The 22986-nt window shown below is 42.8% G+C and carries 24 protein-coding genes and 1 pseudogene; 9 read left to right on the forward strand and 16 right to left on the reverse strand.

The genetic code is table 11. From position 1 onward, the window contains the following. Window positions 1–60: 60 nt before the first annotated feature. Window positions 61–2139, reverse strand: a complete 2079-nt coding sequence (locus K1I44_RS04935) for a (Fe-S)-binding protein (protein ID WP_219985449.1) — start codon at window positions 2137–2139, stop codon at window positions 61–63. A 173-nt stretch (window positions 2140–2312) separates the two neighbouring features. After that, window positions 2313–3502, reverse strand: a pseudogene (locus K1I44_RS04940) (RNA-guided endonuclease InsQ/TnpB family protein). A 219-nt stretch (window positions 3503–3721) separates the two neighbouring features. On the opposite strand from K1I44_RS04940, the gene cls reads away from it, so the two are divergent. Next, window positions 3722–4900, forward strand: a complete 1179-nt coding sequence (gene cls, locus K1I44_RS04945; RefSeq protein WP_219985450.1) for a cardiolipin synthase — start codon at window positions 3722–3724, stop codon at window positions 4898–4900. Between the two features lie 32 nt (window positions 4901–4932). Here the strand turns inward: cls and argS are convergent, their stop codons facing one another. The 5 genes from argS to speE form a co-directional block, all read right to left on the reverse strand. Next, window positions 4933–6603, reverse strand: coding sequence for an arginine--tRNA ligase (gene argS, locus K1I44_RS04950; protein WP_219985451.1), 1671 nt, complete (start codon window positions 6601–6603; stop codon window positions 4933–4935). Then, window positions 6600–7037, reverse strand: coding sequence for a YwiB family protein (locus K1I44_RS04955; protein WP_219985486.1), 438 nt, complete (start codon window positions 7035–7037; stop codon window positions 6600–6602). Before K1I44_RS04955 ends, argS begins: the two co-directional genes overlap by 4 nt. A gap of 90 nt (window positions 7038–7127) precedes the next feature. Next, the gene (locus K1I44_RS04960; RefSeq protein ID WP_003397065.1) at window positions 7128–7496 is read right to left on the reverse strand and encodes a cytochrome-c oxidase; all 369 of its coding nucleotides are present in this window, start codon (window positions 7494–7496) and stop codon (window positions 7128–7130) included. 110 nt (window positions 7497–7606) lie between these two features. Further along, window positions 7607–8479, reverse strand: coding sequence for an agmatinase (speB, locus tag K1I44_RS04965; RefSeq protein WP_219985452.1), 873 nt, complete (start codon window positions 8477–8479; stop codon window positions 7607–7609). 12 nt (window positions 8480–8491) lie between these two features. Further along, the gene (speE, locus tag K1I44_RS04970) at window positions 8492–9319 is read right to left on the reverse strand and encodes a polyamine aminopropyltransferase (RefSeq protein ID WP_003397067.1); all 828 of its coding nucleotides are present in this window, start codon (window positions 9317–9319) and stop codon (window positions 8492–8494) included. A gap of 176 nt (window positions 9320–9495) precedes the next feature. Here speE and K1I44_RS04975 point away from each other — a divergent pair, with 176 nt between their 5' ends. Further along, window positions 9496–11547: a transglycosylase domain-containing protein gene (locus tag K1I44_RS04975; RefSeq protein WP_003397068.1), complete on the forward strand. Its 2052-nt coding sequence runs from the start codon at window positions 9496–9498 to the stop codon at window positions 11545–11547. Between the two features lie 138 nt (window positions 11548–11685). Here the strand turns inward: K1I44_RS04975 and K1I44_RS04980 are convergent, their stop codons facing one another. Then, window positions 11686–12192, reverse strand: a complete 507-nt coding sequence (locus K1I44_RS04980) for a YwhD family protein (RefSeq protein WP_003397070.1) — start codon at window positions 12190–12192, stop codon at window positions 11686–11688. Window positions 12193–12209: 17 nt separating this feature from the next. Further along, entirely contained in the window at window positions 12210–12878 is a 669-nt protein-coding gene (locus K1I44_RS04985; protein WP_003397072.1) for a site-2 protease family protein, read from the reverse strand. A 133-nt stretch (window positions 12879–13011) separates the two neighbouring features. Between K1I44_RS04985 and K1I44_RS04990 the strand changes: the two genes are divergently transcribed. Continuing rightward, a complete protein-coding gene (locus K1I44_RS04990; protein ID WP_003397075.1) occupies window positions 13012–13200 on the forward strand; it encodes a 2-hydroxymuconate tautomerase in 189 nt (62 codons plus the stop codon). Window positions 13201–13210: 10 nt separating this feature from the next. On the opposite strand, the gene K1I44_RS04995 is transcribed toward K1I44_RS04990, so the two are convergent. The 3 genes from K1I44_RS04995 to K1I44_RS05005 form a co-directional block, all read right to left on the reverse strand. Next, a complete protein-coding gene (locus K1I44_RS04995; protein WP_003397076.1) occupies window positions 13211–13723 on the reverse strand; it encodes a YwgA family protein in 513 nt (170 codons plus the stop codon). 12 nt (window positions 13724–13735) lie between these two features. After that, window positions 13736–15058, reverse strand: a complete 1323-nt coding sequence (locus K1I44_RS05000) for an HD domain-containing protein (RefSeq protein WP_035044963.1) — start codon at window positions 15056–15058, stop codon at window positions 13736–13738. Window positions 15059–15156: 98 nt separating this feature from the next. Beyond that, on the reverse strand, window positions 15157–15381 hold the full coding sequence (locus K1I44_RS05005; RefSeq protein WP_003397078.1) for a YuzB family protein: 225 nt from the start codon (window positions 15379–15381) through the stop codon (window positions 15157–15159). A gap of 145 nt (window positions 15382–15526) precedes the next feature. Here K1I44_RS05005 and K1I44_RS05010 point away from each other — a divergent pair, with 145 nt between their 5' ends. Beyond that, window positions 15527–16198, forward strand: coding sequence for an RsfA family transcriptional regulator (locus tag K1I44_RS05010; RefSeq protein ID WP_003397080.1), 672 nt, complete (start codon window positions 15527–15529; stop codon window positions 16196–16198). 26 nt (window positions 16199–16224) lie between these two features. On the opposite strand, the gene lipL is transcribed toward K1I44_RS05010, so the two are convergent. Continuing rightward, a complete protein-coding gene (lipL, locus tag K1I44_RS05015) occupies window positions 16225–17049 on the reverse strand; it encodes an octanoyl-[GcvH]:protein N-octanoyltransferase (protein WP_219985453.1) in 825 nt (274 codons plus the stop codon). Then, the gene (pta, locus tag K1I44_RS05020) at window positions 17049–18032 is read right to left on the reverse strand and encodes a phosphate acetyltransferase (protein ID WP_003397086.1); all 984 of its coding nucleotides are present in this window, start codon (window positions 18030–18032) and stop codon (window positions 17049–17051) included. Before pta ends, lipL begins: the two co-directional genes overlap by 1 nt. A 195-nt stretch (window positions 18033–18227) precedes the next feature. Between pta and K1I44_RS05025 the strand changes: the two genes are divergently transcribed. The 4 genes from K1I44_RS05025 (at window position 18228) to gerQ (ending at window position 20613) form a co-directional block, all read left to right on the forward strand. Further along, window positions 18228–18791 (forward strand): YqaA family protein, encoded by a 564-nt coding sequence (locus tag K1I44_RS05025; RefSeq protein WP_003397088.1) that lies wholly within the window; start codon window positions 18228–18230, stop codon window positions 18789–18791. A gap of 68 nt (window positions 18792–18859) precedes the next feature. After that, complete coding sequence (gene hemQ, locus K1I44_RS05030; protein WP_003397089.1) at window positions 18860–19606, forward strand: hydrogen peroxide-dependent heme synthase; 747 nt, start codon at window positions 18860–18862, stop codon at window positions 19604–19606. A 122-nt stretch (window positions 19607–19728) separates the two neighbouring features. Beyond that, window positions 19729–20151: a cell wall hydrolase gene (locus K1I44_RS05035; RefSeq protein WP_219985454.1), complete on the forward strand. Its 423-nt coding sequence runs from the start codon at window positions 19729–19731 to the stop codon at window positions 20149–20151. 18 nt (window positions 20152–20169) lie between these two features. Next, entirely contained in the window at window positions 20170–20613 is a 444-nt protein-coding gene (gene gerQ, locus K1I44_RS05040; protein ID WP_219985455.1) for a spore coat protein GerQ, read from the forward strand. A 26-nt stretch (window positions 20614–20639) separates the two neighbouring features. On the opposite strand, the gene K1I44_RS05045 is transcribed toward gerQ, so the two are convergent. Together K1I44_RS05045 and K1I44_RS05050 are read right to left on the reverse strand one after the other, a co-directional pair. Beyond that, window positions 20640–21002 (reverse strand): DUF423 domain-containing protein, encoded by a 363-nt coding sequence (locus K1I44_RS05045; protein ID WP_219985456.1) that lies wholly within the window; start codon window positions 21000–21002, stop codon window positions 20640–20642. A 10-nt stretch (window positions 21003–21012) separates the two neighbouring features. Then, on the reverse strand, window positions 21013–21249 hold the full coding sequence (locus tag K1I44_RS05050; protein ID WP_003397095.1) for a YwdI family protein: 237 nt from the start codon (window positions 21247–21249) through the stop codon (window positions 21013–21015). Between the two features lie 104 nt (window positions 21250–21353). On the opposite strand from K1I44_RS05050, the gene K1I44_RS05055 reads away from it, so the two are divergent. Then, window positions 21354–22970: a glycoside hydrolase family 13 protein gene (locus K1I44_RS05055; RefSeq protein WP_003397096.1), complete on the forward strand. Its 1617-nt coding sequence runs from the start codon at window positions 21354–21356 to the stop codon at window positions 22968–22970. Window positions 22971–22986: the final 16 nt, after the last annotated feature.

Here is a 22986-nt window from a genome sequence, read left to right on the forward strand (position 1 = left end):
ATTGCTTTCATTATACTTAAAATATCTTAAAAATAAAACTATTTATTTTTTTTAGAATTTTTAATGAATCGGGCCAAATACAGCTTTTTCTAACAGTTCAGCTACATCATACGTACCTACTTTTTCTTCGACCTCTTTCGCTTTCGTTCCATCCGAAAGCATCGTTAAACAGTACGGACAGCCGGAGCTAATAACTGTCGGATTCACCTCAAGCGCTTGTTCTGTCCGCGCCACGTTAATGCGCGTGCCTGTCGTTTCTTCCATCCACATTAGTCCACCGCCTGCACCACAACACATACCGGTCTCGCGATGACGTGCCATTTCGACGAGTTTTACTCCCGGAATCGCTTTCAATATTTGACGCGGCGCATCGTATACGTCGTTGTATCTACCTAAATAACACGAGTCGTGGAATGTAACGACCTCGTTTACTTCATATTTCGGAACGAGACGACCTTCGGCAACGAGCTTCGCTAATAGTTCCGTATGGTGATATACTTCCGCTTCAAATCCGAAATCTGGGTATTCATTTTTAAATGTGTTATACGCATGAGGGTCAATCGTCACAATTTTTTTCACGCCTGCTTTTTCAAACTCTGAAATATTCGCTGTCGCTAATTCTTGGAATAAAAATTCATTTCCTAAACGGCGTGGCGTATCGCCAGAGTTTTTCTCCTTATTGCCTAAAATCGCAAACTTCACCCCTGCCTCGTTTAGTAAGCGCGCAAAAGCTAGCGCAATTTTTTGGCTTCGATTATCAAACGATCCCATCGAACCAACCCAAAATAAATATTCGAATTCTTCCCCTGCTTTTTGCATTTCTTTTACTGTCGGAATGCGCACATCTTCACGCAATTCGCGCCAGTTTTCTTTTTCTTTTCGGTTTAGTCCCCACGGATTTCCTTGGCGTTCAATATTCGTCATCGCCCGTTGCGCATCTGGATTTAACTTTCCTTCTGTCAGTACGAGATAGCGACGCAAATCAATAATTTTATCGACGTGTTCATTCATGACCGGACATTGATCTTCACAGTTGCGACACGTCGTACATGCCCAAATTTCTTCCTCGGTAATGACATCGCCAATTAAGTTTGGCAGTTCGATCGTTGCCGCTTGTTCTTGCATTCCTTGCGCCATGAAAGCGAGCTGGTTCCCTTTCGTATTAGCAAACGCAAACGTTGGCACCCAAGGAGCTTTTGATGTAATCGCTGCCCCTTTCTCTGTTAAATGGTCGCGCAATTTTAAAATGAGGTCCATCGGCGATAACATTTTTCCTGTTCCTGTTGCCGGGCACATGTTTGTACAGCGCCCGCATTCCACACAGGCATATAAATCGATCAGTTGGGTTTGCTTAAAGTCTTCGATTTTACCAACGCCAAACGACTCTTGTGTTTCGTCTTCAAAGTTAATTTTTTCAAGTTTTGGCCGCGTTAATCGACTGAAAAAGACGTTGATCGGCCCAGCGATTAAATGCGCATGTTTCGATTGTGGCACGTACACTAAAAACGTTAATAAAATAAGCAAGTGCACCCACCAAGCGACGAAAAACAATACCGCTGCACCTGTTTCCCCTACCCAGCCAAATGCAAGGGCGATGGCCGAAGCGACAGGCTCGCTCCACGACGTCCCTTCGTTATGCCAAATGCGGCCCATGCCGTTACCGAACAACACCGAAAGCATAAGTCCACCGATAAAAATGAGCACAAGCCCTGCTTTCAAATCGCGCTTTAAACGGACAAGCTTTTCAATGTAGCGACGATAAAACGCCCATAACACTGCCACTAAAATAAGCAATGTGACGATTTCTTGGAAAAACGTAAACGCTGGATAAAGCGGCCCAAGCGGCAAGTGCGCCCCCGGTATAAGACCTTTTATAATAAAGTCAATGGCACCAAACTGAACGAGAATAAAGCCGTAAAAAAACATGACGTGAATGATCCCGCTTTTTTTATCTTTTAACAGCTTTTTCTGTCCGAAAACGTTCACCCATATGTTTTGTAGTCGTTCTTTTACCTTTCCATCAAACTCAACTTTTTTTCCTAGCTTAATATACGCAATGCGCGTTTTGACGAGATAAACGAACAAATGAACGGCGTACGCTGTCACAAGTAGAAAAGCGATCCAGTTCAACCAAAGCACGATACTCTTCCGTTACAGAAAACTTATAAGGCTTTATAAGATAGCTAAAAATCTTATAAAGACCTATGTTTCTTTCCTTGTTCATCGCGCCCGATTTCGCCAAAGCTACTCTCGTTTGATATGGCGCTCCGAAGGCTTAAACTCCCCACAAACGAATGGGTACATATCAATTGCTAGGCTATTGATTTGCCATAATTTTTTAGGTTTATACTTGCGTTTACATCCCTGTCTATTTTATTTCCACATTCATCGCATATAAACGTTCTTTCTGATAAAGAAAGTTTATCTTTTACAACACCACAATGGCTACAAGTTTTAGACGAAGGGAAGAATTGATCTGCAACTATAAACTTGATCCCATTCCAAGCACATTTATATTCCATTTGCCTTTTAAACTCGCGGAATGTTTGTTCTTGTATAACTTTAGATAGCTTTCTGTTCTTTAACATTCCACGAATGTTTAGGTTCTCCATCACGACATATCTGGCTTGGTTTTCACCAAAGATGCAGTGATTTGATGAATATAATCGTGCCTGATATGTTTCAGCCTTCGATATGTCTTTAGAACAAGGAATTCCAACTTCTTTATATTGTTTGTTTTTCTGTAACGGAATTCACCTCCTTCTGTTTTTATTTTATTTTTCTCATATTTTTTCGCTAGTTTACGTTGTAGCCTTTTAAGTCTTTTCTCCAGCTTCTTCACTTTTTTTGATTTGTTTATATTGCTAAACTTCTGCCCATTACTGAAAACGGCTAAATCTTTTACCCCTAAATCGATGCCTATGCCGTCAGTATATTTTTGGTTTTGGTTTTTGTTTTCAACTTCTTCAACTCCAATAGTAAGCCACCAATTTATCCCGTCAAACGTAATTCTTGGGTTGAAATATTTTATATTGCTCCCTGTTGGTATTCTGCCTTTTTCAGCTAACTTAACATAGTTGAATGTTTGCTTATTCTTTTTCTTCGAAGTCGTTAACTTTTCCAATTTCACATGCGTTTTTGTGATTTTTATCTTTTCCGTATCTTGATAAAAACTTGGTTTACTTCTCTTTTTTGACTTAAATTTTGGAAACTCTGTCCTGCCTTCGAAGAAGTTTTTATACGCTTGGCAAGCATCTTTAATCGCTTGTTTTGTTATATTGTTTGAGTAATGGTTAAGCCAAGCATATTCTTTTTGCTTTTTTAACTGTGTCAACGTTTTCCTTAACTTATTATCGTTTACAAACGTTCCACCATTTTTGTAGTTTTCTTGTTGTGTAGCCAACGTCCAATTATATGCCCACCGGGACACGCCTGCACACTGAAATAACTTTGTTCTTTGCTTATTGTTCGGCAAAAGCATGACCTTATAAGTCTTTATCATCTTTTACCAACTCCTGAATCACTTTGTAAGTTGTATATAGAGTTTGGCTAAATTTTATAAATTTATTTTAACTGTTTCCAACCCCCTTTGTTATAAAAATAAAATAAATTTTCTGAACAAACTTACTTTCATTATATAATGAATGAGCGTTCAGTCAATATTTTTTCTCATTTTTTATTTTCTTTTTGGAAAGACTACAAGAAAGAAAGGAGTGAAAGCATGCGTTGGCTCGCCATTGTCCTCATTTTATTGTTTCTCCTTTTGCTTGATTACAAATGGGGCGAAAAAGTGTCAAAAGCTTCTGTACGAAAAAAAATCGGCGTCGAGCGCGAAAGCAACTTGACGCTATTTACAGCCGGAGAGGAGCTGTTTGATGACTATTTCGCCGAGTTAGAACGAGCGAAACATCACATTCACATTTTATTTTATATCGTGCGCGATGATGAAATGGGGAAGCGTTTTTTTTCTTTGCTTGAACAAAAAGTAAACGAAGGGGTGGAAGTGCGCCTCCTTGTCGATTGGGTTGGAAGCTTCGGATTGCCTCCTTCCGTCCGACAAAAAAGCGGTCAGTTCGCTTTTGCAAACCGCCCAACATTGCCGTTTTTTTTCTACAAGTTAAACGAACGAAACCATCGGAAAATAACAGTCATTGATGGGAAAATCGGCTATTTAGGTGGATTTAATATCGGAAAAGAATATATCGGTCAAGATCCGAAGCTCGGCAACTGGCGCGACTATCACTTAAAAATCGTCGGAGAAGGGGTTCACGATTTGCAACGACAGTTTCAAGAAGATTGGAAAAAAGCAACTGGACAATCGTTTGGAAATAGTGAGCGATATTTTCCACCTCTTCAAAAAGGAGCGATGAAACATCGCTTTCTTCCGACAGATGGAAAATATTTAGAGGAAGAATTTATTCAGCTCATTAAACAAGCGAAACGAAAAATAATTATTGGCACACCGTACTTTATTCCGAGCAAAAACATCATGACCGCCCTCCTTGAAGCGATGAAGCGCGGCGTCCAACTGACTATTGTCGCACCGACACAAGCTGATCATCCACTCGTCAAAGAAGCCGCATACCCTTATTTTCGTCAGCTTCTTCGTGCCGGAGCTCATATTTACCAGTTTAACAACGGGTTTTACCACGCCAAAGTGATCGTCATTGATGATGATATTTGCGATATCGGCACAGCGAATTTCGATCGCCGCAGTTTGTTTATTAACTATGAAATGAATTGTTATATATATGACAAACCGTTTATTCAACATGTGAAACAAACGATTGAACGAGACATTAGCACATCAACGTTGCTAACGGAACAATATTTTCACCAGCAACCATGGTTTTATCGCCTAAAAGAAATCGCCGCAACAATGATGGCCCCGTTATTGTAAAAAGCCCTCTCCAGGCGGAGAAGGGCTTTTCGTTACATTTTTTCTGGTGCGTGTACGCCGACAAGCGCTAACGCATTTTTTAACGTAATTTGCACAGCTTTCATAAGCGCGAGGCGGGCACGACTTTTTTCCACGTTCGTTGCATCAAGCACTTTTTCCGCATTGTAAAAGCTATGCAGCGCAGAAGCGAGCTCGAAAATGTAGTTCGTCATGCGATGCGGCGAACGTTTCACCGCCGCCTCCGCAACCGCGGACGGAAACTCTCCTACCTTTTTCAACAAGTCAATTTCTTTTTCTGCCAATTCATACGTGAACGATAAGTCGCCGTCATATGATAACCCTTGCTCTTCCCCTTGGCGAAGCATGCTGCATACGCGCGCATGAGCATATTGCGCATAATATACAGGGTTCTCGTTTGATTGCGATACCGCTAAATCCATATCAAAATCTAAATGCGTATCCGATGAGCGCATCGCAAAGAAATAGCGCGTCGCATCTAGCCCGACTTCTTCCATTAAGTCGCGCAACGTTACCGCCTTTCCTGTCCGCTTGCTCATGCGCACTTTCTCGCCGTTTTGATATAAGCTGACGAGTTGGATAATTTCAACTTCCAATACGTCTGGGTCATAGCCGAGCGCAGCAATCGCTGCCTTCATGCGCGGAATGTAACCGTGATGGTCCGCTCCCCAAATGTTAATGATTTTCTCAAATCCGCGCTCGAGTTTATCTTGATGGTACGCGATGTCTGGTAATAAATACGTATACGTCCCATCTTGTTTAATAAGCACGCGGTCTTTGTCGTCACCAAATGTCGTAGAGCGGAACCACGTCGCGCCATCTTGCTCGTAAATATGTCCTTTTTCGCGCAACGTTTCAAGCGCTTTATTAATTTTTCCGTTATAGTAAAGCGACGTTTCTGAATACCAAACGTCAAATGTGACCCGGAAGTCGGCTAAGTCTTTTTTAATTTTGTCCATTTCAAACGCCAGTCCGTACTCGCGGAACTGTTGAAGTCGCTCTTGTTCATCAAGCGCGACAAATTTGTCGCCATGCTCTTCCGCTAACTTTTTCCCTAATTCAACAATATCTTCACCGAAGTATCCGTCTTCAGGCATATCTTTATCGATGCCAAGCGCTTGAAAATAACGAGCTTCTACCGACTTTGCTAAATTGGCAATTTGATTGCCCGCATCGTTAATGTAATATTCGCGCGTCACGTCAAAGCCTGCTTTTTTCAAAATGTTGCATAATGAGTCACCAACTGCCGCCCCACGCGCATGGCCTAAATGCAAGCTTCCTGTCGGATTGGCCGACACAAATTCGACCTGCACTTTTTGACCGTTGCCGACGTTCGTTTCTCCGTACGCATCTCCTGCTTGTAAAATGGCGGGAACGAGTTCAGTTAAATAGCTGTTGTCCATGTAAAAATTAATGAATCCTGGTCCAGCAATGTCCACTTTTTTAACGGAAACCGCTTCGCCATGGAAGTGGCGAACAATATCTTCCGCAATCATGCGCGGTGCTTTTTTCGCTACGCGCGCCAATTGCATCGCAACGTTTGTTGAATAGTCGCCGTGCGCTTTATCTTTCGGCGTCTCTAAAATGACGTTCGTCACGTCTTCTTCCGTCGCGATCCCCGAGCGAATGACCGCTTCTTTTATTTCTTCTTTTAACTTTTGTTTCATTTGTTCAACAATGTTCATTTCTTTGCCTCCTTAAACGACATCGTCACAGCATGACGGCCGATATGTTTACCAGATAAGTGAAGTATATAAGAAAAAAACAGCTGCCCTTTTTTCGTTTTCTCGTTGTACTGATACAATACTTGTTCCGTCTTCGTCTTCATTTCCCAGCGTGCCATCGGACTTTCGTACATCCCGATCGTCTCCGACTGTTTGCGGAATGTGTGACGCATCGAGATGGCTCCAGAGCGAAGGACGACCACTTCATCGGCCATAATTTTCACGACGTTTTTGATCGTCTCCCCTTCGTACATCTCTTCAAACGTCACATACGTCACATCTCCTTTTAAGTAGTATAAACCATTTGCCTCAATGACAACAATTTCTTTTCGTGCCCCGTCCCGAATTTCTGTTACCTGCTTGAGCTGTATAGGCGTTCCGTTCACCTTCCCCACATCCTTGCTGTTGTTATGACTGTAGATAAGTATAGAAAAAGAGACGCATACATGCAATAGGCGGCCCCTTTTTAGAGACCGCCTACCATGTTACGCCTGCTTTAAGTTTTTTAATACATTCCATGCAAACGTTAGCACCGCGATAGTAACGAGTGTACCACCGAGCGCAGTTAGTGGAATGAATGCTTCATATCCCGAGACGACAAATGCTAAACCGATCATCATCGCCGGCAATCCAATATTATGAAGCCAAAAATGCGCTTTCGCTGTTTTCGTTTCCGCAATATGAGGGAATAAATGATATAAAATACCAGCAAGCGTTAACGCTGTCCAACCGAGCAAATTAATATGAACGTGGACAGGTGTAAATGTAAAAGCGTGCGTCATAGACATGTAAAGCCCTAAACAGACGCCGATTGCGAAATACACAACAGAAATTTTAATTAGCCGAATGCCCATTTTTTCACCTCCTTTCAAATATTTACACTATGTAAATGTTACTTTCAATGTATGACGTTGGCAATACTTTTATGAAAAAAAATCCCCGTCTCATAGACAGGGATTTTCATTTATTTCACCCAACCGAGAAGCATTTCGCGCACGAGTTTGCTTGCCGTGTTGGCTGTTTGTTCAGAATGGTCATATACTGGCGCAACTTCCACTAAATCTGCCCCAACAACACGAACGTCGGAACGAGCGATTGCGTGAATGGCAGCTAACAACTCTTTCGATGTAATGCCTCCCGCATCGACTGTTCCCGTCCCTGGCGCATGCGCTGGATCTAATACGTCAATGTCGATCGTGACATATACCGGACGACCAGCAAGCGTTGGGAGCACCTCTTTTAACGGTTCAAGCACATCGAATTTCGCAATGTACATACCGTTTTCTTTCGCCCACTCAAATTCTTCTTTCATGCCCGACCGAATGCCGAAAGAATATACGTTTTTCGGTCCAATGAGCTCAGCAATTTTACGAATTGGCGTTGAATGCGACAACGGCTCACCTTCGTAATGCTCGCGTAAATCCGTATGGGCATCCATATGAATGATCGCTAAGTCTGGGTACTTTTTATATACAGCTTTCATAACCGGCCAAGATACTAAATGCTCGCCGCCAAGACCGAGCGGAAATTTCCCAGCTTCTAACACGCGATCAACAAACTGTTCAATCATATCTAAACTGCGTTGCGCGTTGCCAAACGGTAACGGAATATCCCCTGCATCAAAATATTTCACTTCATCAAGCTCGCGATCTAAATATGGGCTATATTCCTCAAGCCCGATTGACACTTCGCGAATGCGTGCTGGACCGAAACGGGAGCCTGGGCGGTAGCTAACTGTCCAGTCCATCGGCATCCCGTAAATAACCGCTTGGCTTTCTTCAAAATTCGGATGGCTTTTAATAAATACGTTGCCAGAATACGCTTCATCAAATCGCATCGTCTTCTCCCCTTACTTCACTAAGTCTTCAACGAATTTCGGCAATACGAAGCACGCTTTATGAAGCTGTTTTGTGTAATATTTCGTTTCGATGTCGTGGAAACGTTCTTCGCTCACTTCAAGCGGATCGTATTTTTTTGAGCCCATAGTAAACGTCCACATGCCGCTCGGATACGTTGGAATGTTTGCGATATATAAACGTGTAATTGGGAAAATTTCACGCACATCACGTTGAACAGTGCGAATTAAATCTGCTTTAAACCATGGATTGTCTGTTTGCGCAACAAAAATGCCATCATCTTTTAACGCTTTCGCAATGCCTGCATAAAACCCTTTTGTAAATAAATTGACCGCTGGACCGACTGGCTCTGTTGAGTCAACCATAATGACGTCGTATTCGTTTTCGCTTTGCGCAATGTGCATAAAGCCGTCGTCCACTTTCACTTCCACGCGCGGATCGTCTAATTTTCCAGCGATTTCTGGCAAATATTTTTTCGAATACTCGATGACTTTCCCGTCAATTTCAACGAGCGTCGCTTTTTTCACGCTCGGATGCTTTAATACTTCGCGAATGACACCGCCATCTCCGCCGCCGACGACAAGAACGTTTTCTGGATTCGGGTGCGTAAATAGCGGGACGTGCGCAACCATTTCATGATAGACGAATTCATCTTTTTGCGTTGTCATAACCATTCCGTCTAAAATAAGCATGTTGCCGAATTGTTCTGTTTCAACCATATCGAGCTTTTGAAATTCCGTTTGCTCTGTATGTAAAGTGCGTTTAATTCGTGCTGTAATCCCAAAGCTGTCCGTTTGTTTTTCAGTAAACCAAAGTTCCATGTTTGAACACCCTTTCGTCAATAATGCACCGCTTATCATGCCCAAAAAATAAAATGCTAAACATGAAAAAGTATAGAGCAATCTAGCAAAATTTCAAGTAAAAATTGCTAGAAAACGTTTAAAAAAATAAAAATGTTTTCATACTAATTTTAAACGTAAAAAATGAGGTGATGGCTATGGAGACGATCGCCATCGAACGATGGAAACGAACGTTTAAATATATGCGGCTCTTCCTTTGGTTTGCGCTAGTTAGCAGCTTGTTAGGCACGATAACGATCGCCGGGCTCATTATATTTGCGAAATGGAAAGGCCCTCCCCCTTTAGCGGTTCCGCAATCGACTATTTTTTATGCAGAAGACGGCACGAAAATTGGTGAAAATCATTACGGTGGAAAAAGATATTGGGTGAAACTATCCGATATGTCTCAACATGCGATTAATGCAACGATCGCGGTAGAGGATCGAAAATTTTTCGACCATTACGGGTTCGATGTTAAACGAATTGCTGGGGCAATCATCGCAGATATTAAAGCAATGGCGAAAGTGCAAGGGGCAAGCACCATTACGCAACAATATGCACGCAACTTATTTTTAAGCTACGAAAAAACGTGGTGGCGCAAAATACAAGAAGCGCTATATACGATTCGACTTGAAGCAAATTACGACAAAAAAAATATTTTAGAAGGGTATTTAAACACCATTTACTATGGGCATGGGGTGTACGGAATTGAAGCAGCCGCAAACTTTTATTTCGGTAAATCTGCTCGGGAGTTAACGGTAGCGGAAGCAGCGATGCTTGCAGGCATTCCAAAAGGTCCAAGTTACTATTCCCCACTTGTCGATCTAGAGCGAGCAAAAAAACGGCAACGTATCGTTTTGCATTCGATGGTTGAAGCGGACGTATTGTCAAAAGAAGAAGCAGAAAAAGCTGCCAATGAGCCGCTTCATTTTTCTAACGGACAACAAATGAAAACGAAAGCCATTGCACCGTATTTTCAAGATGCTGTAAAACATATATTAAAAACGAAGCTCGGCATCGATGAAGAAACGATTGAAATGGGGGGCTTGCGCGTATATACAACGCTCGATGTGCATATGCAGGCGACCGCCGAAGCGAAAATAAAAGAAACGATTCATTCGCAATCAAACATTCAAGTGGCGCTCGTCGCCATGGAGCCAAAAACGGGAAAAGTGAAAGCACTTGTCGGGGGACGCGACTATGAAAAAAGCCCGTTCAATCGCGCCACACAAGCAGAGCGCCAGCCCGGTTCAACATTCAAACCGTTTTTATATTACGTTGCACTGCAACATGGGTTTACGCCATCGACGCTGTTGCGCAGCGAGCCAACGACGTTTACGCTTGAAGACGGTTCAACGTATACACCGCGCAACTTTAACAACTATTATGCAAACGATACAATTACGCTTGCACAAGCTATTGCTCTTTCTGATAACGTATATGCTGTAAAGACGCATTTGCTGCTCGGACAAGAAAAGCTCGTCGCCATCGCGAAACAACTCGGCATCACGAGCGAAGTAAAGCGAGTGCCATCGCTCGCCCTCGGGACATCACCCGTGAAAGTGATTGATATGGCGCGCGCCTACAGCATAATCGCCAACGGTGGAAAAAAAGTCGAGCCGCTGTTCATTACAAAAGTGACGAATTATGAGGGGAAAGTATTGTACGAACAACGAACGAATGATGAACAAATACTTGATCCAGCGCTCGCTTTCGTCACGACACATTTAATGACAGGCATGTTTGATCCAACGCTTAACGATTATGCGTCTGTGACGGGACAATCGATTATTTCGCGCATGACCCGTCCGTATGCTGGAAAATCTGGGACGACGAAAACGGATAGTTGGATGATCGGCTATACTCCTCAACTCGTTACGGCAGTTTGGACAGGATATGATCGCGACGAAACGATCGATCGGACAGATGAAAAACAGTATGCTAAACATATTTGGGTCAATTTTATGGAAGATAGTTTGCGCGGAAGAAAAGTTGCGACATTCGAGCCGCCAGAAGGAGTCATTGGGGTGTACGTCGATCCTCATAGCGGTAAGCTCGCTACTGCAGCTTGTCCGACAACGAGATTAACGTATTACGTTGTCGGTACAGAACCGACAGACTACTGCAAAGACCATCCGGCAGAAAAGAAAAAGAACAAAAAGAAAAAAGAAAAAGATTCATGGTTTAAGCGACTGTTCGACTGGTTTTAAACATAAACGCCCAAGCGCGTGTGCTTGGGCGTTTATGCGTCCTAGTTTTATCATGTGTTACATTTGTACCTCTAGTTTACTCCTTTTCCCACTCAACGGCAAGTATGGACAAGTTTTCGTTCACAAAACCGTCACATTTTATCCATGATTTTGAAGCTGTCGTTTCAATTCCTCGCTCGAACGATCCCACATGTCGCGATTATGTTGTTGTAAAAACGAAGCTAATACAGCTTTTGAGCGATCGTCCATATGGTCGACGATAATATGGCGCTTTAACGATTTATCCATTCGGTTCACATGCTCTGGAAGCGATTTATATCCGCGGCGCGCCTCGCGATCAACCGTCATTTCACACGCTGTCACCCCAGCATAATACGCCCCTTCTTCTGCATGATCAATCGTCACCCATACGAGCCAATATGGCTTGCCATTTGGCACTTCCTCACGATTCGGCGTAAATTTAATCCCTTTTTCCACGACGCTGCGCGCATGCATCGCTCCCATATCAATAAATGCCTCGCCCGCCTCAACATCGATTAAAACAGGGGAAACGTTCGCTAAGCTCAGTACGCCCGCTCCGAATGTTCCATGCACTTTCGGTTCTTTTTTTATAATATTAAACATCGGCTTTTTTTTCTCTTCCACGATCGTTCATCCTTTCATTACAAAATGAGCGTTGAAAATATACTTTGCAACCATTGAGCAACGGCTGGAATGGCTACATGGAAAATCGGTCGAATCGTATATTGATCTAATGGCGTGAAAATAAGAATTAAAAAAATGAGCGCCCCATAGTTTTCGAATTGCGTCATTTTTGCGCGCACATGCATCGGTGCTAAATCTTCAACAACGCGATACCCGTCGAGCGGAGGAAACGGCAACAAGTTAAACACAAACAGCAAAATATTAAGCCCGATATAAATTTCAAAAAACTGATACAATCCATCCCGAAACCATACCGGGATGAAATCAAATATGCCGATGCGAATCATCGCATACCATAAGGCGAATCCGATCGCCGCAAGCAATAAATTGCTAAGCGGACCAGCGACGGAAACGAGAATACCTGCAAGACGCGGATGGCGAAAATAGGCGCGATTGACAGGTACCGGACGCGCCCAGCCAAATCCAGCGATAAAAATGAGTAACGTTCCGAGAATGTCTAAATGGGCGAGCGGCGACAGCGTCAGCCTCCCTTGCTCCTTTGCCGTCGGGTCACCAAATTTATACGCGACGTAGGCATGGGCAAATTCATGGACTGAAAATGCAATCGCGAGCGCCAAAACAACATACGGTATTTCTCGAAGCGGATATGCTAAAAATTGGTCCACGATCCTTCTCCTTTTCAAACTTTTTTCATTTTTTGATTATTATACACGAAAAACATATCGAAACACTACTGATAACGGTCGATGAGTGGTATAATAACGATTGTCGAACAAAGCAGAAAGGGGACGGTCGCACATGCCATACGTAACAGTAAAAATGCTTGAAGGACGTACGGAAGAACAAAAGCGAGCGCTCGTTGAAAAAGTAACGGAAGCCGTTGCAGAAACGACAGGTGCACCGAAAGAGAAAATTGTCGTTTTTATTGAAGAAATGTCAAAAAATCATTACGCCATCGGCGGAAAGCGATTAAGCGACGAAAGCTGACCATAACGGGTCAGCTTTTTATGTACGCTTGTTCGCGCAACTGCTCAATATAACGGTACGCTTCCTCTATTTCTTCTTCCGTATACCGCTGTTTACGTTTTAACGTAAATACTTTTTCCTTCACTTCGTCTTTACTTAACTCTTCAAAGTATAAAATGGTCGAAACGAGTTCTAAAAATCTTGCACTCTGTTCATTTAAACTGCGCAAACAAACGTCTAAATCAGGCATGTCCAACTGATAGTGCGTTAAAAATTGCTCTCCTGCTTCCGTCAACGTATAGCGATATTGATAATATCCGCCTTTTTTTTCTTTCATTTCTTGTAAAAAGCCAACGTTACATAGCTCTTCAATACGCCATGTTAACTCTTCAGAATATGGACCGTAAAAATGGAAATCGAACTTTTCATAAAACGGAAACTTCATCTTTTTCGCAATGTAAATCATTTTTTGCAGCTTTTTTCGACCGACAATTTCCCCTACTGCTGCTAGCGCCTTCAACATTTTCGCATGCTCAAAAAGCAACGTCCCCATCTCCTATTCGTATAAAAGTTGTTTAATTTTTTTCTTTATATTTCTTTTTGTCGATAAGTCATCGAGAAAATCTTGTGGAAAATATAGTTTATGGTCTGTGCGACGTTTCCCGGAAATCGCATCGACGATTGTCGATTCTCGCGATAGTTCGCGCAATTCCCCATTCGGCATTAACAAATAAATCGGAAGCCGTTCTTCTTCTTCCCCCGGACGATAAAAGTCATAAGGAAGATCAGAGGAAGAGTCAACAACTAAATAATAGTCCGGATCAATGCCTGCTTTTTTAAATAACGTCGTCAATTCCATCAATTTTTTCATTTCTTCATTCGTCGGTTGAAATTCAACGTATTTAAATAAATGACGATTCATAAAACGACGGCATAAGTCGCTTAAAATCGCATCTCGTTCGTATTGCCATTGTTGAAAATAATATAACGTCACCGCTTCATCCAATTGCAAGTAGTCTTCTAGTTGCATGTTTCCATGAAAAAGAGATTGGAAATGAACTGGAGGTGTTTGGAATGTATAACCGGATAAATATAAATGTTTCGCACGGTGCAAAATTTTTGTCAAAATGACTTCTGCGCTGCGCGTAACAGGATGGAAATATACTTGCCAATACATTTGATATCGGCTCATAATGTAGTCTTCTACCGCATGCATGCCACTTCGCTTAATGACTACTTGTTCTTCACGCGGACGCATCACGCGCAAAATGCGCTCCATATCAAAATGTCCATAGCTGACACCTGTATAGTACGCATCGCGCAATAAATAGTCCATGCGATCCGCATCAATTTGGCTAGAAATTAAGCTGACGACAAGCTTATTTTCATACGTTTTTTCAATCACTTCAGCGACCTTTTTCGGAAAATGTAGCGACACACGACGCAACACCGCATTCACTTCCGTATCACCTAAAATAATTGCGCGCGTAAATTGTTCGTGATCAAGATGAAACACTTTTTCAAACGAATGCGAAAACGGCCCGTGCCCTAAATCGTGTAAAAGCGCAGCGCATAAACAAAGCAAACGCTCATTTTCATCCCAATCCGGTCGACCAGCAAACACATCGTCAACGATGCGGCGCACAATTTCATATACGCCAAGCGAATGATTAAAGCGGCTATGCTCCGCGCCGTGGAACGTCAAATACGTCGTGCCGAGCTGTTTAATGCGACGCAGCCGTTGAAATTCTTTTGTGCCAATTAAATCCCAAATGACTTTATCACGCACGTGCACATACCTATGCACCGGATCTTTAAACACTTTCTCTTCGCTTAACTTTTCGTTGGGATACAATCTCTCTCCCTCTCTTCCGTTCATAACATAGCTTTATTATAGAGCGTTCTTCGTAAAAAACAAAGGGTTCCTTTTTACTGAAATAAAAGAAAAAATCACCTTTTTAAACAAAGGCGATTTTTTTATTTTTTCAACTTCGCAGCAATTTTTTCAATTAATTCATCTTCCGTCATCGCTGATACAGGACGATTGTTGACGAACGCAAACACTTTTTTTCGACCCGGACCGCAATATGATTGGCAACCGATTTCAATCGTGGCGTTCGGATCCAACTTTTTTAACCTTGGCAACAACGTTTTTAAGTTTGTTGCTTGGCAATCGTCACAGACGCGAAATTCATTTTGCATAACGTCCTCACTCCTTTTCGCTAACGAGTATTCTAACGCTTATATACAAACAATGCAAGTTGCATCTATTTCCTTTGAAAAATAGTATATCTTTTTCCTTTTTTGGTGATTATGAAAGTAAAAGAATGTGAAAGGAGTTTTTCATATGTCAAAAAAACGGCAAGATGCTTGGACTGAAGAAGAGGATTTATTGTTAGCTGAAACGGTGCTTCGCCATGTACGTGAAGGAAGCACGCAATTAAATGCGTTTGAAGAAGTAGGTGATAAGTTGAATCGCACATCCGCTGCATGCGGGTTTCGATGGAATGCGGTCGTTCGTCAGCAATACGAGGAATCGTTACAAATGGCGAAAAAGTTTCGGAAACAAAGACAACGAGCACTTGGAAATAAACATGCCTTGCGAAAGCGACCGCTCTATACGCCGCCTGTTCCTTCACTTGAGGAGTTAGGAATGGAACCGTTACAAGTCGAGACGAATGCATATGAACATGTTGAGACGAATCATTTAACGCTCGATCATGTCATTGCTTTTTTACATTCCTTAAAGCAATCGTACGTCGGACAAGAGACGGCACTAATCGAAAATAAACAGCTCAAGCTTGAACTTGAACAATTACAACAACAACATAAACAACTAGAACAACAATTTACAAAACTACAAAAAGAAAATGAAGAATTGCGCGAAGATTACGGAACGATGGCGCGAATCATTAATCGGGCAAGACAAATCGAGATTTCAGAAGATGAGTTTAAAGCGCCTATTTTTAAAATGGATCGCAACGGAAATTTAGAGAAAATCGAAAAAATTGCTGAATAAAAAAGCTGTCCGATGCGACAGCTTTTTTATTTCGGCAACATCGTCTCATTACGGTCAATCATGCGCTGAAAATACATGTAATATCGCTCCCATTCTTCCGAGGTAAGCGATGACGGCTCGAGCCTACTCCCGAACGATTGGAGCGCTTCGTACAAGCGCATAATGAGTGATGAAACGGTCATTTCTTTACCGAGTAATTCACTAAGCGACGCCATCGTATGCGGAACGATCGTCGGATACGTGAACTTCGTTTGTTTTCCTGCTAGCGAGCGCTCATAAAATTGGCGAATCCACTCCGCTCTTGCGGCGCCGCTTCCACTTACACATATATACGCTTGCACCGCGACACCGCCTCGAATGCGCCGCTGTGAAATACCTGCAAATTTTTTTCCGTCAATGCTTAAATCAAAGCTTCCCGGGCAATACGAACCGACAACTTCCCCCGCTTGCACATGCACTTCTGACAACATGCGTGCAATAAGTGTCGCCATCGCTTCATATCCGCGATCAATGTCAATTCCTTTTTTTGTATCAGGAAAAATAAGTGAAACGTTTAAAACCCCTTCATCTAACACGACCGCCAACCCACCGGAGTTGCGAACGATCGTATGCCACCCTTGTTCATGTAAGTAGGCGAGTCCTTTCTCAATATGCGGTAATTTCGTATCTTGAATACCGAGTACAACGGTATGATGATGCACCCATAAGCGAACAATCGGTTGTGAATGACCGTTACCGACCGATTCGCAAAGCGCATCATCAAATGCAAATGACTGCTTAGCATCAAACGATGGCCCAAGACTCGAATGATCGATAATGCGCCACATTTGTTGTCGCAACAATTCGCTCATTATTCCATCGCCGCTAGCGCCTGCGCTGCTGTGATGAGTGATAATTTGTACACATCTTCGGCGTTACATCCGCGCGATAAGTCGTTTACCGGTTGATTTAATCCTTGTAAAATTGGACCGACCGCTTCAAAGTTGCCGAGACGTTGGGCAATTTTATAGCCGATATTTCCCGCCTCTAAACTCGGGAAAATAAAGACGTTGGCATCGCCTTGAATGACAGAATCAGGCGCTTTCTTTTTCGCAACTGAAGGTACGAACGCCGCATCAAATTGAAACTCGCCATCGAGCGTTAAATCTGGTGCCATTTCTTTTGCAAGGCGCACCGCTTCAATGACCTTTTCTGTCTCTGGCGATTTGGCTGACCCTTTTGTTGAGAAGCTAAGCATCGCTACGCGCGGATCAATGTCAAACATTTTCGCTGTTTGAGCGCTTTCAACAGCAATTTCCGCTAAATCTTGACTATCTGGAGCGATGTTAATGGCGCAATCTGCAAATACGTACTTTTCATCGCCACGTACCATGATGAATACGCCAGACGTTTTACGAATGCCCGGTTTCGTCTTAATAATTTGTAGCGCAGGACGTACAGTATCTGCCGTCGAATGCGCGGCGCCGCTAACAAGACCGTGCGCTTTTCCCATATAGACGAGCATTGTGCCAAAATAGTTTTCATCAAGTAAAATGTTGCGAGCATCTTCTTCTGTGACTTTCCCTTTTCGGCGTTCAATGAAAGCCGCCACCATTTCATCCATTCCTTCATATGAGCGCGGATCAATGATTTCTACTTTTTCCAACGTCAAGCCGAGCTCTTTCGCCTTTTGAACGACAGCTTCTTGATCGCCGATGACAATCGGCTGTAATACATTTTCTGCCGCTAGACGTCCGACAGCTGTTAAAATACGTTCATCTAATCCTTCTGGAAACACGATCGTTACATTTTTCCCTGCCACCTTTTGTTTTAAGGCTGCAAATAAATCACTCACGAAATGTTCCTCCTTAGTTTAAAAAAATTCGTCTATCTATTAGAATACTCTTATTGAGACGAAAAGCAATGAATTACGCCGCAAACGAAAATAGTCTTTTTTTTATAATAATTCTGTTTTTTGTTTCGAGTGATATATCACCTAAAAAGTGATATATTTGTTAAAAAACATGTACAATATAAAGGAGCGTTACGTATGTCACAATGGATTCATCACCTTGAACAATGGTTGCTTGAGTTTGGGGTCATTGGTTTAGTTATCGTTTCATTTACGGAATCTTCTTTTTTCCCTATCCCACCTGATGTGTTATTAATTCCGCTAAGCCTTGCGCAACCGGAGAAGGCATTATGGTTTTCGTTTTTAACGACCGTCGCTTCCGTACTTGGCGCCTTGCTTGGATGGTATATCGGGAAAAAATTTGGCAGACCGGTTTTGCGTTATTTGATTTCTGATGAAAAAATGGACAAAGTCGAGCAATACTTTCAACAATACGGAGCGATGGCGATTGTCATCGCAGGATTTACACCTATTCCGTATAAAGTATTTACCATTTTCTCAGGCATTTCAAACGTCAGCATTCGCACGTTGCTTTTTTGGTCGCTCATCGGCCGCGGAGCGCGCTTTTTCACCGAAGGGCTCATTATTTTCATCTTAGGCGCTCAAGCGAAATCATTTATCGAGCAACATTTCACAACGATTACGATCGTCGGCGGAATAGTCATGGTCATCGCTTTTCTCATTTACAAACGATTGAAATAGTGCGGTTTGTCATAAACGAAACACATATGATAAAATTTTTAACAGTACATACAAAAGGAGTGTGACATATGAGCGAAGCAGCACAAACGTTAGACGGTTGGTATTGCCTGCATGATTTTCGCACAATTGATTGGGTAGCTTGGAAAACGCTCACAAATGATGAGCGTCAAGAAGCAATTCATGAGTTTTTAACGCTAGTGGAAAAATGGGAAACAACGGAAGCTGCTAAAGAGGGAAGCCACGCCATTTATACGATTATGGGGCAAAAAGCGGACGTCATGTTTATGCTTTTACGTCCAACGATGGAAGAACTTCATGAAATTGAAACAGCAATCAACAAAACAAAGTTAGCTGAATATCTCGTCCCTGCATATTCATACGTTTCTGTCGTTGAGCTAAGCAACTATTTGCCGGCAGAAGCTGGCGATCCGTATGAAAACCCAGAAGTGCGCCGCCGTTTATATCCGATTTTACCGAAAACAAATCACGTATGCTTCTATCCAATGGACAAGCGTCGTCAAGGAAATGATAATTGGTACATGCTTCCGATGGAAGAACGCCGCAATTTAATGCGCGCACACGGCATGACAGGACGAAAATATGCAGGAAAAGTCGTACAAATTATTACTGGCTCTGTCGGTTTTGATGACTACGAATGGGGCGTCACCCTCTTTTCAAACGATGTCCTTCAGTTTAAAAAGCTTGTATACGAAATGCGTTTCGATGAAGTAAGCGCACGATTTGGTGAGTTTGGCTCGTTTTTTGTTGGGAACATCTTGCCAAAAGAAAAAATACAATCGTTTTTACATGTATAGGCCTCCGGTTTGGAGGTCTTTTTTTATGATGTGCTTCATACATATAACAATGACGACTTTCCTCACATTTTCGCATGTTTCATCATAGGCTAATAGCGATTTCCATAAAGCGAGGTGAAGGGATGGCTGTTGTTGCACATACAGAAGAAGATGTAAAATTGCTTGCACGCCTCATGCGAGCGGAGGCAGAAGAAGACGGACAGCTCGGCATGTTAATGGTTGGAAATGTCGGAGTGAACCGCGTACGAGCGAACTGTCTAGATTTTAATGGACTACGTACCATTCGGCAAATGGTTTTTCAAAGTCCAGGTGGGTTTGAAGCTGTACAAAAGGGGTATTTTTATCAACGTGCCCGCGAAGAAGACATGCGCCTTGCCCGGCGCGTCATTCGCGGTGAGCGATTTCATCCAGCAACGAATGCGCTTTGGTTTTTCCGACCAGATGGTCCATGTCCACCACAATGGTTTAATCAATGGAATGCAGGGCGCTTTAAAGCGCATTGTTTTTACGCGCCAACTCGCTCGAATTGTCCACGCGTATATTAATTTAAGGGAGGGATTAGTATGAGTGAAGAAAGACAACAAGTTCCTTATTATGCATATCCTTACTACTATCCGTACCAAATGCCAACATATCCATTTGGATTGCCTACACCAACGTTTACGCCCCAAACGGGAGCGATGCAAACACCAACGACCGCAAGCCAGCCGCTACCTGGCATGCTTCCGCTCGAAGAATCGTACATTGAAAACATTTTACGACTAAACAAAGGTAAAATCGCCACAGTTTATGCGACGTTTGAAAACAATCGTGAATGGAATGCAAAAATTTTCCGCGGCGCCATTGAAGCAGCTGGACGCGACCATCTTATTTTAAGTGATCCACAAACAGGCATGCGCTATTTATTGCCGATGATTTATCTCGACTATGTGACATTTGATGAAGAAATTAATTATGAATATCCATTTGCATCAGGTGTCGGATTAAGCACATATGCTCCACGTTAAAAACGAGGCGTCCAACGCGCCTCGTTTTACATATGTTTGATCGCAGTATACGCTAAAAGTAACCAAGCGATAATAAACGATACGCCTCCAAACGGGGTAATCACCCCAAGTATTTTGATTTGTGTCAAACTAAGGATATACAAACTTCCTGAAAATAAAATGATGCCCGCAACCATAAACCAACCAGCTGGCGTCACGTTCGGCCATTTTGTCGCAAACAACGCAACGAGAAACAAACCGAGCGTATGGAACATTTGGTATTGTACCGCTTTTTGCCACGTGTCTATGTATCGATCCGGAATTGTTCCTTCCAACACGTGCGCCCCGAACGCGCCTAGCGCAACACATAACGCCGCACTAACCGAGGCGATGATCGTAAATCGTTTCATGCTCCCCCTCCTAAAAATCAAGTAATGACGGTCCGTTCGCATCGCCGTCAATGTCTAATCGTTCTTTTGTTGCCGGCTGCGTGGCAACGATCGTTGACGTGTTCGCTGACGGCTGTTGTAAAATAACGTCACACAATGCACGAACGGCATACATATGCTCACGCAACGCCTGCGGTGACGACGTATGCTTTGCTTTTGCGATTTCTTCTTCCATTTTTGTTAACACATGTGTCACTAATATGTCCAAAACATTTTCACTCCCGTCTTCCTTTTTCCCCTAAAACAATGGTATCTTATACATAGCAACTTTTCAAATTGAAAACGCTTTAATTGGACAAGGAGTGACAACAAATGAAACGGACATGGTGGAAAGAAGCTGTCGTATACCAAGTATATTGGCGAAGCTTTTTTGATTCAAACGGTGATGGATACGGTGATTTAGAAGGGCTCATTCAAAAGCTCGATTACATTCACGATTTAGGGGTCGATGTCATTTGGCTCAATCCGTGCTACGAGTCACCAGATAAAGATAATGGATACGACATTTCAGACTATTATCGCATTATGGATAAAGCAGGGGATATGGAGACGTTTGATCGCCTGCTTCACGAAGTGCATCAACGTGGAATGAAATTAATTATGGACCTTGTCGTAAACCATACATCCGATCAACATCCTTGGTTTATTGAGTCGCGTTCGTCAAAAGACAATCCGAAGCGCGATTGGTACATATGGCGTGACAAGCCAAATAACTGGCGTTCGTACTTTACACCGTCCGCATGGGAATACGATGAAAAAACAGGGCAATACTACTTCCATTCCTTTGCGGTTGAACAACCAGATTTGAATTGGGAAAATAAAGAAGTTCGTGAAGAAATTTATAAAATGATGCGCTTTTGGTTAGATAAAGGCATCGACGGATTCCGTTTAGATGCGATTGCTTTATTAGCGAAGCCAGACGGATTCCCGGACGCAGAAAATCCGTATGACATTCGCTATTTAACAAACAATCCGGGCGTGCACGAGTATTTACAAGAAATGCACGACAAAGTACTTAAACATTATGACATTTTTACCGTCGGGGAAGTTGCTTTCGTATCGCCAGAAGAAGGCTTAAAATATGTTGGGGAAGACCGAAACGAGCTACATACGCTGTTCCATTTTGAAGTGTGTGACGAAATGCCGACATGGGACCCGATTCGCTTTAAACAAATTCAAAAACGTTGGTATGAAGGGTTGTGGGGGAAAGGATGGAACTCACAATTTTTAAACAACCACGACCATACGCGACAAGTGACGCGCTACGGAAACGATAAGCAGTTCCGTGTTGAATCAGCGAAATTGCTCGCTACGCTCGTGCATACGTTGCCTGGAACGCCATACATTTATCAAGGAGAAGAAATCGGCATGACCGGCGTCAAATTTGACTCAATTGATGACTATAACGACATTGCGATGAAAAACAAATATGCGGAAGAAGTCGCGAAAGGTCGCGATCCGAAAGAAGTGCTCGAAAGCTTGCAGCTATTGAGCCGTGATAACTCGCGCACACCAATGCAATGGGACGATAGCGAACATGCAGGATTTACAACAGGCACGCCGTGGCTTAAAGTAAATCCAAACTATAAAGAGATTAACGTCAAACAGGCATTGGCCGATCCGAACTCAGTATATTATTACTATAAAAAGCTCATTCAATTACGCAAACAAAATCCGGTAATGGTGTACGGCACATTCCGCGATCTTTCAGAAAATGAGCCGTACATTTATGCCTATACACGCGAGCTCGATGGCGTTCGCTGGCTCATCGTTTTAAATCATTGCGACAGCGACAACGTATATACATTGCCAGAAGAGATCAGCTCTGCAAGTCGCCGCCTCTTGCTCGGCAACTATACAGACGTCAAAGAAGAAGGAACGACGCTTCATATGCGCCCACACGAAGCGAGAATTTATGCATTACAGTAAGCAGCCGATATGGCTG

The organism is Anoxybacillus sp. ST4 (assembly GCF_019448545.1).
Lineage (GTDB): Bacteria > Bacillota > Bacilli > Bacillales > Anoxybacillaceae > Anoxybacillus > Anoxybacillus pushchinoensis.